At 68.1% G+C, this 15969-nt stretch carries 12 protein-coding genes; 1 reads left to right on the forward strand and 11 read right to left on the reverse strand.

Annotated features, from left to right (window positions below; translation table 11 throughout):
- The 4 genes from AC07R7_RS21215 to AC07R7_RS21230 all read right to left on the reverse strand — a co-directional run bounded on the left by AC07R7_RS21215 (nt 1) and on the right by AC07R7_RS21230 (nt 7741).
- On the reverse strand, nt 1-1641 hold the full coding sequence (locus tag AC07R7_RS21215) for an MFS transporter (RefSeq protein ID WP_494636501.1): 1641 nt from the start codon (nt 1639-1641) through the stop codon (nt 1-3).
- Nucleotides 1642-1726: 85 nt separating this feature from the next.
- Nucleotides 1727-4435 carry a PAS domain-containing hybrid sensor histidine kinase/response regulator gene (locus AC07R7_RS21220; RefSeq protein WP_494636502.1) on the reverse strand — a complete coding sequence of 903 codons (2709 nt, stop codon included), beginning with the start codon at nt 4433-4435 and terminating at the stop codon, nt 1727-1729.
- A 99-nt stretch (nt 4436-4534) separates the two neighbouring features.
- Entirely contained in the window at nt 4535-5218 is a 684-nt protein-coding gene (locus AC07R7_RS21225) for a Fe2+-dependent dioxygenase (protein WP_494636503.1), read from the reverse strand.
- A gap of 183 nt (nt 5219-5401) precedes the next feature.
- Nucleotides 5402-7741, reverse strand: coding sequence for a TonB-dependent receptor (locus tag AC07R7_RS21230; RefSeq protein ID WP_492887390.1), 2340 nt, complete (start codon nt 7739-7741; stop codon nt 5402-5404).
- Nucleotides 7742-7980: 239 nt separating this feature from the next.
- On the opposite strand from AC07R7_RS21230, the gene AC07R7_RS21235 reads away from it, so the two are divergent.
- Nucleotides 7981-8679, forward strand: coding sequence for a ribonuclease T2 (locus tag AC07R7_RS21235; protein WP_494636504.1), 699 nt, complete (start codon nt 7981-7983; stop codon nt 8677-8679).
- Between the two features lie 41 nt (nt 8680-8720).
- Here AC07R7_RS21235 and AC07R7_RS21240 read toward each other — a convergent pair whose 3' ends face one another.
- The 7 genes from AC07R7_RS21240 to thpR all read right to left on the reverse strand — a co-directional run bounded on the left by AC07R7_RS21240 (nt 8721) and on the right by thpR (nt 15960).
- Complete coding sequence (locus tag AC07R7_RS21240; protein ID WP_492837804.1) at nt 8721-9224, reverse strand: universal stress protein; 504 nt, start codon at nt 9222-9224, stop codon at nt 8721-8723.
- Between the two features lie 31 nt (nt 9225-9255).
- Entirely contained in the window at nt 9256-10287 is a 1032-nt protein-coding gene (gene trpS, locus AC07R7_RS21245; protein ID WP_494636505.1) for a tryptophan--tRNA ligase, read from the reverse strand.
- 80 nt (nt 10288-10367) lie between these two features.
- Complete coding sequence (locus AC07R7_RS21250; RefSeq protein ID WP_370450218.1) at nt 10368-10415, reverse strand: hypothetical protein; 48 nt, start codon at nt 10413-10415, stop codon at nt 10368-10370.
- A 32-nt stretch (nt 10416-10447) separates the two neighbouring features.
- Nucleotides 10448-12082, reverse strand: coding sequence for a murein biosynthesis integral membrane protein MurJ (gene murJ / locus AC07R7_RS21255; RefSeq protein ID WP_494636506.1), 1635 nt, complete (start codon nt 12080-12082; stop codon nt 10448-10450).
- Between the two features lie 1036 nt (nt 12083-13118).
- Entirely contained in the window at nt 13119-14615 is a 1497-nt protein-coding gene (locus AC07R7_RS21260) for a serine hydrolase domain-containing protein (RefSeq protein WP_494636507.1), read from the reverse strand.
- A 520-nt stretch (nt 14616-15135) separates the two neighbouring features.
- Nucleotides 15136-15318: a DUF5808 domain-containing protein gene (locus AC07R7_RS21265; protein WP_494636508.1), complete on the reverse strand. Its 183-nt coding sequence runs from the start codon at nt 15316-15318 to the stop codon at nt 15136-15138.
- Between the two features lie 105 nt (nt 15319-15423).
- A complete protein-coding gene (gene thpR, locus AC07R7_RS21270) occupies nt 15424-15960 on the reverse strand; it encodes an RNA 2',3'-cyclic phosphodiesterase (RefSeq protein ID WP_494636509.1) in 537 nt (178 codons plus the stop codon).
- Nucleotides 15961-15969 lie beyond the last annotated feature (9 nt).

The following is a 15969-nucleotide window of genomic DNA, read 5'->3' on the forward strand; positions in this document are numbered from 1 at the left end:
CTAGTCGAGCGACCGCCCTTTGGTCTCCGGCAGCAGGAAGGCCGTGGTCAGCACGCTGATCAGGGTGAAGGCGATCGGATACCAGAGGCCAGCATAGATGTTGCCCACCGCCGTGACGATGGCGAAGGCGAAGAACGGCACGAAGCCGCCCACCCAGCCCGTGCCGATGTGGTAGGGCAGCGACAGGGCCGTATAGCGGACGCGCGTCGGAAACAGCTCGACCAGACAGGCCGCCAGCGGGCCGAACAGGGCCGTCGCCCCGATCACGAAGACGAACAGCACGCCCAGCATCAGCGGCTTGTTCATCCGCGCCGGATCGGCCTTGGCCGGATAGCCGGCCTCGGCCAGGGCGGCCTTGATCCGGGTCTCGACGCCGGTCTTTACCGCCTTCACCTCGGCCTTGGGCAGGCCCTTGGCGCTCCTGGAGACGATCTCGGCGCCGCCGATCTTCATCACCGCCACGGAGCCGGCGGGGGCCTTCTGGTTGGCGTAGGAGACGCCCGCATTGGCCAGGGCGCTCTTGATGATGTCGCACGAGCTGACGAAGGCGGTCTTGCCGACCGGATCGAACTGCAGCGAACAGTCCTTGGGATCGGCCACGACCACGACAGGCGATTTCGCCGAGGCCTCGGCCAGGGCCGGGTTGGCGGCCCTTTCCAGCAGGTGGAACCCGGGGAAATAGAACAGCAGGGCCAAGGTCATGCCGCCCAGCATCACCGGCTTGCGGCCGATCCGGTCCGACAGCCAGCCGAAGACGACATAGAACACCGCGCTGATCGCCGTGGCGGTCATCATCACGCCGTTGATCGTCGCGGCGTCGACCTTCAGGAACTTCTCCATGAAGGTCTGGACGTAGAAAAAGCTGGTGTACCAGACCGCCCCCTGCGCGCACATCATCGACAGGAAGGCCAGGATAACGAGCTTCAGGTTCTTCCACTGGCCGAACGCCTCGGCATAGGGCGCCTTGGAGGCTTGCCCCTCTTCCTTCATGGCGGCGAAGGCGGGGCTCTCGGTCAGCTTCATGCGCATCCAGACCGACACGCCCAGGAGACCAATCGAAACCGCGAAGGGAATGCGCCAGCCCCAGGCGTCGAAGGCTTCCACGCCGACGGCGGCGCGCGCGCCCATGATCACCAGCAAGGCCCCGAACAGGCCGAAGGCGGCCGAGGTCTGCACCCACGAGGTCGACCAGCCGCGCTGGTTCGGCGGCGAGTGCTCGGCGACATAGATCGCCGCCCCGCCGTATTCGCCGCCCAGCGCGAAGCCCTGCACGCAACGCATCAGGATCAGCAGGATCGGCGAGATAATGCCGGCCTGCTGATAGGTCGGCAGGAAGGCGATGGCGAAGGTCGCGCCGCCCATCAGCAGCACCGTGGCCAGGAACGCGCCCTTGCGGCCGGCCTGATCGCCGATCTTGCCGAACACCAGGGCGCCGAGCGGCCGGAAGGCGAAGCCGACCCCGAACAGGGCGAGCGCCGCGATATAGCCGGCGGTGTCGTTGAGCCCCGCGAAGAAGGTCTTGGAAATGACCTGGGTCAGGCTGCCGAAGATGAAGAAGTCGTACCATTCGAAGGCCGTGCCGGCCGACGAGGCCGCCACCACAGTGCGCATCGAGGCGCGTTCCCGATCGGCTTCGGCCATCTTTGTTCCCCCGTATTTTGACCCTGCTTAGCGTGGTTCAGGGCCCGGCGAAAAGGGGGCGGGGAAAGGGCTTCGGAAACGGAGGTTAGGCGACCGCGCCCCTGCTGTCGTCGCCCGCCTGCGACAGGCGGAGGATTTCGGCGACCAGGGCGGCCGGCGCGATGGGCTTGGCGGCGACCCCGTCCATCCCGGCGGCGCGGTAGGCGGCGCGCTGGTGGGCCATGACATTGGCGGTCAGAGCGATGATCGGCGCGCGCGCCGCGGCCCCCGGCAGGGCTCGGATGCGGCGGGCCGCCTCCAAGCCATCCATGCCCGGCATCTGGACGTCCATCAGGATCAGGTCGAAGGCGCCGATCCGCGCGGCCTCGACACCCGCCGCGCCGTCGTCGGCGACGCTGACCCGGGCGCCCAACTGCTCGAGGATCCGGCAAGCGACCAATTGGTTGGTCGGGTTGTCCTCGACCACCAGGACCTTGAGCCCCGCCAGCAGGTCGTCGGCCGCCGCCTCGATGGCGGCTGGCGCGGCGGCCGGCGGGCCGGCGATGGCCAGGGTGAAGGTCGAGCCCTCGCCCGGCGTCGAGCGGAACGACACCTCGCCCCCCAGCATCTGGGCCAGCTTGCGGGTGATGGCCAGGCCAAGACCCGAGCCGCCGAAGCGGCGGGTGGTGCTGGCGTCGGCCTGCTGGAAACGTTCGAACAGGCTGGCCTGCGCCTCCAGCGGCACGCCGATGCCGGTGTCGATCACATCGAAGACCAGGCGCTGGCCCTCCGCCGTCATGACCTTGCGGGCCCGGACGGTCACCGAGCCCTTCAGGGTGAACTTCACCGCGTTGCCGATCAGGTTGAACAGGGCCTGGCGGACGCGGGTCGGGTCGGTCTCTATCCAGCCCAGATCGTCGGCGAGATCGAGCTCCAGTCGCAAGCCCTTGTGCGAAGCCTGGCCGGCCAGCAGCCGGGCCACGCCCCGGGTCAGCTCGCGCGGATCGACCGGCTCCCGGTTCAGATCCAGGCGCCCGGCCTCGATGCGGGAGATGTCGATCACGTCGTCCAGCAAGGTCGACAGCATCTGGCCGGCGGCCAAGGCCTCTCGCAAGAGATCGGCGCTATCGCCGGCCGGCAGCTCGCGGCGGAGCACGTGCATGACCCCCAGCACCCCGTTCATCGGCGTGCGAATCTCGTGGCTCATATTGGCCAGAAACTGGGCCTTGGCCTCGTTGGCGGCCTGGGCGGCGCGCTCGGCGGCCACCAGGGCCAGCTCGGCCTTCTTCTTCTCGTCGATGTCGAGTACGAGGCCTACCGCCTTGCGGGCGATGCCGCGGGCGTCGCGGCGCACGTCGTGAAAGATCCGCACCCAGCGCGTCTCGCCGCCGGGCGACAGCACGCGCACGTCATATTCCTGGGTTCCGCCGAGATCGTCGCGCCACCACTCGGCGGCGGCCTTGTAGACGTGGGCGCGATCCTCGGGGTGGACCATCGGTAAGATGGCCTCGCGAACATCGTCATAGACGACTCGGCGCCCCATGATGCGGTGGAACTCCGGCGAGCCCCAAAAGCTCTCGGCCTCATGGTCGATCTCGTAGACGCCGGCCCGCGCCGCGCCCAGGGCGACCTTCAGGCGGCGGGCGTTGATCCGCGCCTCGCGCCGCGCCGCCGTCAGGGCGGTGATATCGTCCATATAGGTGATGACGCCGACGATCTCGCCGGCCGCGTCCAGCCAAGGCCGGGCCTCCCACCGAAAGGCGCGCTCCACGCCCTCGGCGTCGAACAGGCGGTCCTCGCGGCGGGTGACCACTTCACCGGACAGGGCTCGGGCGACCCCGGCCACGAAGCGGCGGCGCCCGCCATTGGTCAGTTCGGACAGGGTCTTGCCGATGACCTTGGCCTCGGTGGACCGGAAGATCTCCAGGAATCGCGGGCTGACCAGCCGCAGGCGCATGTCCAGGTCGTAGACGGCGACCGCGAACGGAGCGTCCTCGACCAGGCGGCGGGCCCGGCGCTCGCTCCAGATGGCCTTGTCGCGGCTGCGCGCCACGTCGGTGATGTTCTGGGTGATGCCCTTCAAGGCGAACAGCGCGCCACGCCGGTCGGCGGCCCGATAGGTGCTGCGGAAGGTCTCCCACCGGCCGTCGGCGCCGCGCAGGCGGAACTCGATCGCGCCGCCTTCGCCGGTGCGAGCGGCGTGGCCGAAGGCCTCGCGCACCGTCTCGCGCTGGTTGTCGGGCAGGCGGGCCAGAAACAGATCCGCCGTGGCCACGTCGGCCGGCGATAGGCCCAGCAGCGCCAGCACGTCGGGCGACCAGTCGATGCGCTCGCCCTCGGGCTCGTAGCTCCAGATCCCGACGCCGGCCTCCTCGGCGAGGATCTGATGCGTGCGGCGCGCCGACTCCAGTCCGGCCCGGACCGCCACCTCGGCCGAAATGTCGTGCATCAGTCCGATCAGCTCACCGTTCGGACCCAACCGCGAACGGCCCTGCACCCAGATCGTACGGCCGTCCTTGCAGCGGATCTTCAGTTCGTTGATCGTCTCGCCGGTCGCGCGCAGGCGAGAGCCGCTCTCGATCAGCTCGGCCTGGCTGTCGGGATGGGCGAACTTCAGAGTGGGCTGACCGATCAGCTCCTCGGGGGTCCAGCCCGTTAGCGCCGTCCAAGCGCAGTTGACGCTGACGAAGCGGCCCTCGGGCGAGACCACGGCGAAGAGATCGCTGGCGTTCTCGAACAGCCAGCGCGCGGCCTCGGCCTCGCCAAACGGCGATGGCGCGTCCGCGACCCCTTCGTTATCTCGCCCCTGGGACATCAGGTCTCCGCCAAGTTGGGCGGATCGTGGGACGCAACCGTAAACTTATGGTTCGCAAGGAGGACCCGCGTTCCGCGAACACGCTATTTCAATCGATTTTCACACCTCGGCCCATTGGCGCAACAGGTTGTGATAGACGCCGGTCAGCGACAGGACGCCCTCGTCGCCGGCCTCGACCTTGCGGGCCAGGCGCTGGATCGCGACGTCCATCTCCAGCAGCATCGTGCGCTTGGCGTCGTCGCGGACCAGGCTCTGGATCCAGAAGAAGCTGGCTGTGCGCCTACCGCGCGTCACCGCGGTGACATGGTGCAAGCTGGAACTGGGATAGAGGATCATGTCCCCGGCCGAGAGCTTGACGACGTGATCGCCATAGAGATCGTTCACGACCAGCTCGCCGCCGTCGTAGTTCTCCGGCTCCTCCAGGAAGAGGGTCGCCGACAGGTCGGTGCGCAGGCGCCGGCCGCTGACCGGGTCGCGACGGATGGCGTTGTCGACATGATCCCTGAAGCCCATGCCCTCGCCGTAGCGATTGAACATCGGCGGCAGGATGAACTGCGGCAGGGCGGCCGAGACGAACAGCGGATTGGCCTCCAGCGCCTGGAGGATCGCCTCGCCGACCCTGAGGGCGGCCTCACAGTCCTGCGGCAGCTGCTCATTGGTCTTGGCCCGCGCGGCCTGGAAGCCCGAGGTCAGATTGCCGTCCACCCACGGACCGGCGTCCAGGATCGCCCGGCACTCGGCGACCTGGGCCTTGGTCAGCACCTCGGGAATCTGCAGCATCATGGGGACGTCCTTGTTGCGACTCGTTCCTACCACGCCGCGCCGCGTCTTGTTTGATCCGGATCAGACCGAAACCAAATCGCCCCGCCCGGCCATGGAGAGGCCGGACGGGGCGCGGAGGCAAGGTTTCAAACCTTTCCTCCCGGGGCCAGAACCCGTGACGCCGTCACGCTGTTCAGGGGAGACCTAGTACTTCACGTTGACGGTCAGGATCGCCTGGCGGCCCGGCGCCGGATCGGCGTGGTGCACGCCATTGGTGCGGGCGATGTAGCGTTCATCCGTCAAGTTCTGGATGTTCAGCTGCAGGTCGACCTTCGGGTTGATGCTCCACGAGGCGAAGGCGTCATAGCGCGTGTAGGATGGCGCATAGATGCGGTTCGTACCGCCGCCGGCCCCGCCCTGGTTGCCGCCGAAGCTGGTCGACACGTAGTAGGCGCCGCCGCCCAGGGCGATCTGGCGGGTGATCTTGTACGTCGTGAAGGTCGAGAAGGTATGCTTGGGCGTATTGGCCAGCGGGTCGCCCTGGTTGACGCTGGTATAGGCGCCGCGGACCAGCTCGCTGTCCATGTAGGTATAGCCGCCGAACACCTGCCACTTGGGGGTGACGTTGCCCGAGAAGCCGAGTTCGAAGCCCTTCACCTCGACCTCGCCGACCTGGGCGTAGGTGTTGGCGTCGATCAGGATCTGGGCGTTCTTGCGGGTGGTCTTGAAGGCCGCCGCCGACAGCGCCAGCGTGTCGTGGAACACATTGGCCTTGGCGCCCAGTTCGAAGCTCTCGCTGTCTTCCGGCTCCAGCTGCACCGTGGCCAGGTTGCCCGTGCCGGTCGAGGTGTTGCTGTTCTGGTCGCCGCCCGAAATGCCCGGAGGCGTCGAGGAGGTGCCGTACGAGACATACAGGCTGGAACTGGTCGTCGGCTTGTAGACCAGGCCGACCTGGTAGTTGGTGAAGTCCCACGAGCCGCCGCGCGGCGTGTAGGTCACGGAGGTGACGACGCCGTTGGCGCTGGTCGAGGACGCGTCAACGCCACGGCTCTCGTAGCTGTCGTGGCGCAGACCCAGGTTCAGCAGGACCTTGTCGCCGAGCTTGATGGTGTCGAAGCCGTAGATCGCGGCCGTCTTGGTCAGGTTGCGCGTGAGCGGCCCCTTGTTCAGCGTGCCGACCCAGACGTCGTTGGCGTTGGGCTTGTAGACGAGCGTGCAGTCCCCGCCGCCGACGCTGGTCAGGGCCGTCGCGGCGATCACGAAGCCGGTCGGGCAGGCCGAGGTCGTCGTACCGTAAGGCAGGTAGGCGGCGTTGCGGTTTTCCTCGCGGCTCAACTCGATGCCGACATCGAAGCTGTGTTCCAGGCCGGCGAAGACCTTCTTGCCGTGCAGGTCGGTGACCGCGGCGACCGTCTCGGTCGGGTTCCAGCGGCTCTTGGTCCCCCGCTTCATCCACCACTGGCCCTGAACGAACTGGGCCGCGCCGCCGTCGCCGGGGTTGGTGACCAGATAGTCGTTCACGCTCTTCGAATAGCGGACCACCTGCCGGACGTTCAGGTCGTCATCGATCTTGTGGTCGATGGCGAAGGTGGCGATGTCCGACCTGGTCTTCTGGAAGTCGCGGCTCTTGATGCCGTAAAAGCTGCGACGGTCGACGTTAAGGATGCCCGAGGCCGTACGCGGCTCGGTCGTCTTGGTCATCAACGGGATGCCGTAGTCGGGCGTCTGGTTGGTGTCGAGGTGGTAGTAGGCGATGGTGATCTGGGTGTCGCCATTGAGGCCGATGGCCAGCGAGGGCGCGACGCCCCAACGGTCGAAATCGACGGCCTTGCGGCCCGGCGTATTGCCTTGCGTGCCCAGCACGTTCAGGCGCACCGCGACGCTGTCGTTGATCGCGTAGTTCAGGTCGGCGGTGGCGCGGACATAGGCGTCCGTGCCCATGCCGACCGAGCCGCGCGCGAAGGTGTCGGCCTTCGGGGTCTTGGACGACAGGTTGATGCTGCCGCCGCCCGAGCCACGGCCGCTATAGGCGCTGTCCGGACCTTTCACGACCTCGACCTGCTCGAGGTTGAAGATCTCGCGGGTCTGGCCGCCGCTGTCGCGGACGCCGTCGACGAAGATGTTGTTGGCCGAGCTGGAGCCCCGGATGAACGGACGGTCGGCCAGCGGCTGACCGCCTTCGCCGGCGCCGAAGGTGATGCCCGGCGAGGTGCGCAGGATGTCCTGCAGCGAGGTGGCGGCGGTCTGCTCGATGATTCGCGACGGAATGACCGTCACCGACTTGGGGGTGTCGACCAGCGGCGCGGTGAACTTGCTCGACGAGGGGTCGGCGACGCGGCGAGCGTCGATCTTGACGGTCGAGACCTCGGTCCTGTCTTCGTCAGCCGTTGGCGAGGCGACAGCCGGCGCGGTCGCGATGGCGGCGGCCGCCTCGCCGGCAGCGGCGGCGTGGGCCCAGCCGAGACCCGCCAAGCCGGCGACGGCGGCGGCGCCCAGGGCGCGACGAGGCCGGCTGACAACGCCGGCGGAGTTCAAATTACGCATGATCGTCCCTATTCCCCGAGGGCTCGCCGTGAGAGCCCCTCCTGAAATTGCGAGGCGTTCTTATCGATCCTGCGATGCAGTCGCAATGATAATCGTTCTCAATCACGGCAAACGTGGCGAGATGCGGGCGTCCTGGCCGCGCGGGCCATCGAGACGCGCCCCCCGGGGTGTCGCCAAAGGGCTTCTTGACGTCGGCGCCGGCGCGGGTCCCTATCCGCGCCGCTGTTCCGGAGTTCATGATGAAGACCGCCCTCGCCACCGCTTTCGCCGTCCTGACGCTTGCGACCGGCGTCCAGGCCTCCGACCTGAAGGCCTGCGCGGTCCCGCCCGTCGTGACCCCCGCCCCGGCCGAGACGCCTCCGGCCGACGAGATCCACGCCAACGTGCCGATCGCCGCCTATCTGCTGGCGCTGTTCTGGTCGCCCGAGGCTTGCCGCGCCGGCATTCCGGAGTCGGACAAGGTCATCCAGTGCCAGAACAACCGCTTCGGCTTCACGGTGCACGGCTTGTGGCCGAACGGGCCGGACAAGGTCCACCCGCGCTACTGCAGGCCTAGCCCACCGATGAGCCCGGCGACGGTGAAAGCCAATCTCTGCATGACCCCGTCGCCCTGGCTGCTGCAGCACGAGTGGCAGGCGCACGGCACGTGCAACTGGGACAGCCCCGAGGCCTATTTCAAGAAGGCCCAGAAGGTCCGTAAGGGCCTGAACGTCCCCGACCTGACGCCCGTCGGCGAGACCATGACCGCCGGCCAGATCCGCGACGCCTTTCTCAAGCGCAACAAGGGCATGACCCGCGAGGGTCTCAATGTCCGCGTCAAGGACGGCCGCCTGACCGAGGTCTGGGTCTGCCTGGACCTGAAGTTCAAGCCCGCCGCCTGCCGAGGCGGCAACGGCGCGCCGGACGCCTTGCCGGTGCGGGTGACGCCGCGGGGCTAGAGCCTGCCCCGTTCAGATAGAGCCGCCTAACGGGACAGGCTCTAGGCCAGCGCCTCGATCTCCGCGTCGGTCAGGTCGCCCGGCACCACGGTGACGGGCAGCTTCCGCCCCGCGAAGCCGACGCCTTCCTTGGCGATGGCCGAGATCAGGGGGCCGGGGCCCCGGCCGGCCGTGGAGGTCGCCAGGATCAGGATCTTGATGGCCGGGTCGGCGGCGATGACCTGCTTCAGCGCCGTGCGGACGCCGTCGGCGTGCTTGATGATGAACTCGGGCGGCAAGCCGGTGGCGGCGACCACCTGGCCAGCGAGGCTCTGCAGCAGGGCCTCGGCCTCCTCGCGCTCCTGGCGTTCGATCTCTTCGCGCACGCCGCTCCAGTGCTCGAACTCGGCGGGCGAGATCACCTTCAGCAGCGCCACGTGACCGCCGGTCGAGCGGGCGCGGCGGCAGGCGTATTTCAGCGCCGCCGCGAACTCCGGAGAGTCGTCGGCGACGACCAGGAACTTGCGGCGGCTGCCCAAGGCGTTGGATGAAGCGGCGTCGGTCATCGCGCGAGATGACGCCGCTTCAATCCGAACCTCAAGCCCCCCAGAAGCCGACCAGCTTCTTGGTCTCGGCGATCACCGGATCGGCGACGGCTCGGGCCCGCTCGGCGCCGTCCCGGAGGATGGCGTCGATCTGGCCTGGGTCGCCGGTCAGCTCGCGCATGCGCGCGCCGATCGGGCCCATCACCTCGACCGCCAGTTCGGCCAGGGCCGGCTTGAACGTGCCGAAACCCTTGCCGCCATATTCGCCGATCACCTGCTCGCGGGTCTGGCTCGAGAGGGCCGCGAAAATGTCGACCAGGTTCTTGGCTTCCGGACGCTCCTTCAGGCCCTCGACGGTTTCCGGCAGCGGCTCCGGATCGGTCTTGGCCTTGCGGATCTTGGCGGCGATGGTGTCGGCGTCGTCCATGAGATTGATGCGCGAGGCGTCGGACGGGTCGGACTTGCTCATCTTGGCCGAGCCGTCGCGCAGGCTCATCACCCGCGTCGCCGGTCCCTCGATCACCGGCTCGGTGATCGGGAAGAAGCCCGGCGCGCCGAAGTCGTTGTTGAACTTCTGGGCGATGTCGCGGGTCAGCTCCAGGTGCTGCTTCTGGTCCTCGCCGACCGGCACGTGCGTGGCCTTGTAGAGCAGGATATCGGCCGCCTGCAGCACCGGATAGGTGTAGAGGCCCACCGAGCTGCGTTCCTTGTGCTTGCCGCTCTTTTCCTTGAACTGGGTCATGCGGTCGAGCCAGCCGAGGCGGGCGACGCAGTTGAAGATCCAGGCCAGCTCGGCATGGGCCGGCACGGCCGACTGTGGGAAGATCGTCGCCTTTCGCGGATCCAGGCCGGCGGCGATGTAGGCGCAGGCGATCTCGCGGGTCTGGGCGGCCAGAACGGCCGGATCCTGCCAGACGGTGATGGCGTGCATGTCGGCGACGAAGATGAAGGGCTTCTCGTCCTGGATATCGACGAAGCGCTTCAGGGCGCCGAGATAGTTGCCCAGATGCAGGGCCCCGGAGGCCTGGATCCCGGACAGGATGCGTTTGGGGCCCGCATAGACGACGGGGGCTTGATCGGTCATGGCTTCAGCCTTGGCTGCGGAATTCGAAGGATGTGGCTAGGGCGCGGTCGCGCGCTCGCGCCGAAGCGCGAGGATCGAGATCAGAAAGAGCCGCGCCATCGCGGCGCGAGGGGACCGATCGGAGCCATGCCCCGCTGGTTAGCCTCCTCGCGGGCATGGATCAAGCCTTGCCACGTCGCAGCACCGCCTTCAGTTCGGCCGGCTTGACCCCGCCGAATAGGAACAGCAGCGGCGGATAGACCGCCACGCCGGCCAGGCAGGTCAGGGCCAGGGCGAACTCCTTGGCGCCGATCGCATGGCCGGTCAGGCCCAGACCCCGCAACGGCGCCTCGATCAGGTCGCGATAATGCGAGGCGGCGGCCAGCAACAGGCCCATGCCCAGGCTGGCGGCCAGGATCCGGAGCAAGCGCGACCAGGTCTGCGGCGACGGGCCATATTCCTTCTTGGCCGACAGGCCCCAGGCCATCTGGCCGACATTGATCCACGAGGCGATGGCCGTGGCCGCCGCGATGCCCTTGACCCCGACCAGCTGGAACAGGACCACGCCGAAGGCGATGTTCACCGCCACCGAAATCAGGGCGTAGCGCATCGGGCTCCTGGTGTCGCCACGCGCGAAGAAGGCCCGCGAATAGAGCTGCTGCAGCACGAAGGCCGGGGTGCCCAGGCCGTAGAAGAACAGGGCCGCCGCCGTCTGGCTGGCGTCGAAGGCGGTGAACTGGCCGCGTGTGTAGAGGCCGTCCGACAGGAAGCCGGGCATGGCGATCAGGGCCGCCGCGGCCGGCAGGGTCAGGGCCATGGCCAGGGTGATCCCCTGGTCCATGGCGCTCTGGGCGTCCGCGCGGTCGCCCGAGTGGACGGCCCGCGACAGGCGCGGCAGCAGGGCCACGCCGATGGCCACGCCCACCAGGCCCAGCGGCAGCTGATAGAGGCGATCGGCCGTCGCCAGCCAGGTGCGGCCGCCGGGCACATGGCTGGCCAGGTTGCCGGAAATGAAGATGTTGACCTGGGTGGCGCTGGCCGCCAGGGCGCCGGGGATGGCCTTGCCGATCAGCTCGCGCACCTCGGGCGTCAGGCGCGGCAGCCGCCAGTGGACCTTGGCGCCGGATTTGTTGACGCCCCAGGTCAGCAAGGCGGCTTGCGCGACACCGGCGACCACGACGCCGATCGAGCCCCAGCGGGCCGCGTCGATCGCGGTGCTCTGCGGCAGGATGAAGGCCAGGGTGCAGAGGTTCAGCAGGATCGGCGCGCCGGCCGACAGGATGAAGCGGTCGCGGGCGTTCAGCACCCCCGACAGGTGGGCCACGATCGCCATGCAGGGCAGGTAGGGCATGGTGATCTGGGTCAGCAGCACCGCCAGCTTGTACTTCTCGGTGCCCCAGCCGAAGCCCGGGCTGATCAGCATCATCAGCCACGGCATGGCCAGCTGGCAGACGACGGTGATGAGGATGGTCGAGGCCGCCAGGGTGGCCATGGCGTCGGCGGCCAGGATGTCGGCCTTCTCCTCGCCGTCGCGCTGCAGCGACTTGGCGTAGGCCGGCACGAAGGCCGCCGCGAAGGCGCCTTCGGCGAAGAACCGACGGAACAGGTTCGGGAACGCCAGGGCGGCGTTATAGGCGTCGGCGGCCGGGGTGGCGCTGGCCCCCATCCGGTACGAGACGGCCAGATCGCGCGCGAAACCCATGAACCGGCTGACCAGGGTCAGGCCGGAATAGATCGCCGACGACTTGAGCAGCCCCCCCGTCTTGGGCGCGGGGGGCGGCGTATCGGCTGAGGCGGGGGGAACGGCGTCGGTCACCAACGGCTTCTGGGGTTTCGGGCGAGGGGCGTCAAGGGCGGCGCTGCCCCCCCTCCACCGGCTCCGCCGGTCCCCCTCCCCCAACAGGGGGAGGAGAGAAGGGGACGTGGCTCCCTCTCCGCCCCGCTTGGGGGCGGACAGACCTGCGCGAGCAGGTCAGGTGGGGGCCAGTGCTGAGTCAGACGCACGTCCGCCGCTTCACGCGGCGGGGCCGCTGAAGGCGTATGGGGAGGCGACGGAGCGGCCGGGCGAACCCGGAGACCGTGAGGTTTGTTGTGTTTCGGCTCGGACGACCGCTCCGCCAGGCTGTTCTTGCCCGTGAGGATGGGGGGCGTGAGCGTCTTTCAGCTCGGGACCCCACTAGCCCCCGGACGGGCGCGGACCAAGTCGATCGGCTACATCCGTCTCGACCCCGACGATCCACGATAGGCGGCTTGTACGATCACCGCCCTGTCGCTCCACTGAGGGTTTGATCCCAACGATCCAGTCACCCGTACGCGCTCCTAAAGAGTAAGCCGCACGACCTGACGACACCGCCGGGAACCGCCAGCGGCCCCGCTCAACCTACCCCCGCCGCCGTATTGGGCCGGATCCAAACGCCCTCCCCCGCGACGGGGACAGCTCTGAGTATCGCGGCGGATTCAACGCGGATCATTCAGGGGCGTGAAAAAGTGGGAAGTCGTTGATTTCGTGGGGTTCGGCGCCGCGAACGCCGGGGATACAGACCCCTCAATCCCCACAAACAACCGTCATTCCCGCCCTTGTGGCGGGAACCCCTGGTTCAGCTGACACGTGAGAGGCCTTGGCGGGCTTGCCCGCCACACCGCCGCCCTTGCGGCGGACGGAGGGGTTCCCGCCACAAGGGCGTGTGTTGACCGGTACCGACAGTTGATATCGGCGGCGATTTAGGGTCCGCCTTCGGCCGTGTTGCGCCATGAACGGACTCTGCGGTCGCTCCGGGAAGGCGAGATCCAGCCATGCTGACGAACGGGCAAATGCAACGTCTAGCTAGATGCCAGGCGACCTCTGAACACGCTTACTGGCGCAAATAGTGCGCCGACGAACTGGTCTCGGGCATGAAGACCGTCAGCCCGCGCACTTTGCCCCAGGCGTCGCGATGGAATTCAAAGGTGAAGGCGTAGAGGCCCGACTGGGCGAACCTGGCCGGCCCCAGCGGCGCCAGCGGCATTGGCCTGTCCTGACCGGCCGGCGTGATCGCGACGGTGTCGTCGGTGACGCCCACCTGCAGGGTGTCGTACTCGAAATTGTCAGCCAGGGCCCGGCGCAGATCGACGGGCGTGGCGGGGTCGAGCCGATAACGGCCGGCGAAATCCGGCGACGGCGGCGCGCGCAGGGCGACGGCGCGTAGCGGCGGGCGCGCGCCCTGCCCGATCGCGTCGGACAGAGCGTTGCGGACCTCGGCGATCAAGGCCGGGCCATTGCTGCCATTGGTCAGGATCACGAAGCCGTCTCCGGTCTCGAGATAGCCTTCCATGAGGGCGCGGTAGCTCTCGTTGGCGCCCAGGTGGAAGAAGTACCGCCCCAGACCGGCGCCGCCAAGCCGCGGTCCCAGACCGAAGGGGCTGGGCGCGACCTCGGTCATCATCGCCGTCGCCAGAGGCTGGGGCAGGAAGTCGCCGCGTCCCTGGTAGCTCCTGACCAGGCCGCCGACGAACTGGCCCAAGTCGTTCGCGCTGGTCCACAGACCGGACGCGCCGGCCTCGGCGAAGCTCTCCCAACCGCGCGGCAGGGCGGTCGGCGCACCCTGGGCGTCGTGGGCCTTGGCGATATTGCCGCGCGCCGCAGACAGTGGGCTCTCAAACGTGCTGCGCTTCATGCCCAGCGCCGCGAACACCCGGGCCTGAGCCAGCGTTCCGAGGGTCTGCCCCGTCGCATCCTCGATCACGGCCTGCTCGACGGTGATCCCGCCACCCGAATAGTCGTTGAGAGCGCCCGGCGACTGCTTGAACCGCACGGCCTCGTTCTTGGCCGGCTTCTCCCCGTTCAGCACCTGGACCAGGGTCGGCAACGGCTCGGCGGGCTGGTAGTCGGCGAAGCCGTGCACGCCCAGGCCCGAGGTATGCGACATCAGCATGCGCAGGCTGACGCGCGGATCGGGGACCTCGGCCGAGGCTGGAAGCTTCCAGCGCTTCAGGTAGTCGTCGACGTCGCGGTCCAGATCCAGCCGACCGTCCGCGACCAGTCGCAGCGTGGTCGCCGCTGTCACCACCTTGCTGATCGATCCCACCGAGAACAGTGTGTCGCCGTCGACCTTGTCCTGACTCCCGGCTTCGCGAACACCGTAGCCGACCGCACGCACGACCTCGCCGTCCCGGAGTATGGCGATGGCTACTCCTGGCACCTTGTAGTGAGCCATGCGCTCTGTCAGCGACCAACCTGGCGCCGTCTGGCCCGCCGCGATCACGTCGGGACGCAGGCCGTGGCCAAGAGCCGCCAGCGGATCGGAGTTCGCCGCCCATGCTGGCGTCGCGATCGCCACGACCAGGGCCATGCCTAACAGAAGACGGCTCATCGATCGCGCTCCACATCACTATCAGTGCGACCTTGGATCATCCCGCTGTCGCCGCGAAGTTAAACCGCCGTAACGATGGCGGAGCCTCAAACAGCCCCGCTGCGCTGCCAAGCCATGCTCGCTCCGGCGAGCGGGAGCGGGAGCGGATGATCCGCTGCACGCGAGGTTTTCGTCTTCTGTTGCGCTAACGAGAGCTCCGGCGTTCCGCCTAAACCCCTCGGCCGGGATTTCCGCTACCGGGTTACTCTCGTCGTTTCAGGGCGGGAATGACGGGATGTCTTTAGGATCTGTGAGAAAGCCCTTCCGCCCCGGAAGAGCGCCCGCCTTACATCTCACGGCGAGACGATCGCAGGGCTGTCCAGGTCACTCCGCCGACACCGCTCTCCGAGCGGCCGCGCGCGGCGGCGAAGCCGTCCTTGACTGACCTGGACAGCCCTGCACGCTGCAGCCTCCAAGAGATTTAAGGATCGCAGCGACCAAGGTCGGGCTTCGCCCCTAGTCAGACCTCGGCGATGCTCGCCTAAGCGAGCACCTTCGCCAGGATCGCCCCGAAGATAATGGCGCCGAGCAGCAGGAGGACCAAAGGCCCGTGGGGGTGTGACACATTGATTGTCCAACCCATCATGGGAATACGCTTCGGCACGATAAGCCGTGGGTCGTCAGGGCCATGGTACAGTCCGAAACCGTCGTACCACCCATTCATCTCGACATCTCCGAACGGCCAGAGTTTGCCAGACCGACCGGCGACTTTCCACCCTCTCAGGCGATCAGCATGTCGGCTCCCGGCCCAGGCGATCACCGACCAACCTCACCCCAGCGGGTATTCCCGTTCCAGCCGGTAGGCCGAGCCTTCGCTGGTCTGCCAGCTGGAATAGAGGCCGAAGCGATCCACCGTGAAAGCCGGCGAGCGCAGCAGGTTGTTGGCCTGGATCCAGGCCCCGACCTCGGCGACCGAGGCGCGCTTCAGATAGGCCAGGGTGACGTGGGGGGTGTAGAGGCGGCTCTCGGGCTTGAGCCCCACCGATCGGGCGGCGCTCTCATTGGCCTTCTGCAGGCGACGCAGCGGCGTGCTGTCCTCGACCCCCGCCCAGACAGCATGGATGTCCGCGCCCTCGCCGAAGCAGCCGGCGCGGGTCAGTTCCAGGTCGAAGGCCGGCGCGGCGATCTCCGCCAAGGCCTCGTCCAGCTCGGCCGCCACCGGCTCCTGCACGTCGCCGATGAACTTCAGCGTGATGTGGAACGCCTCCAGCGGCCGCCAGCGCGCGCCCTCGATCCCGTGCTGGCGCGAGAGCAGCCCCTGGCCGATCTCCGGCGGTATGGCGATGGCGGTGAACAGGCGGATCATCCGGGGAGA

It is taken from the genome of Caulobacter sp. GW821-FHT05F04, assembly GCF_059419665.1.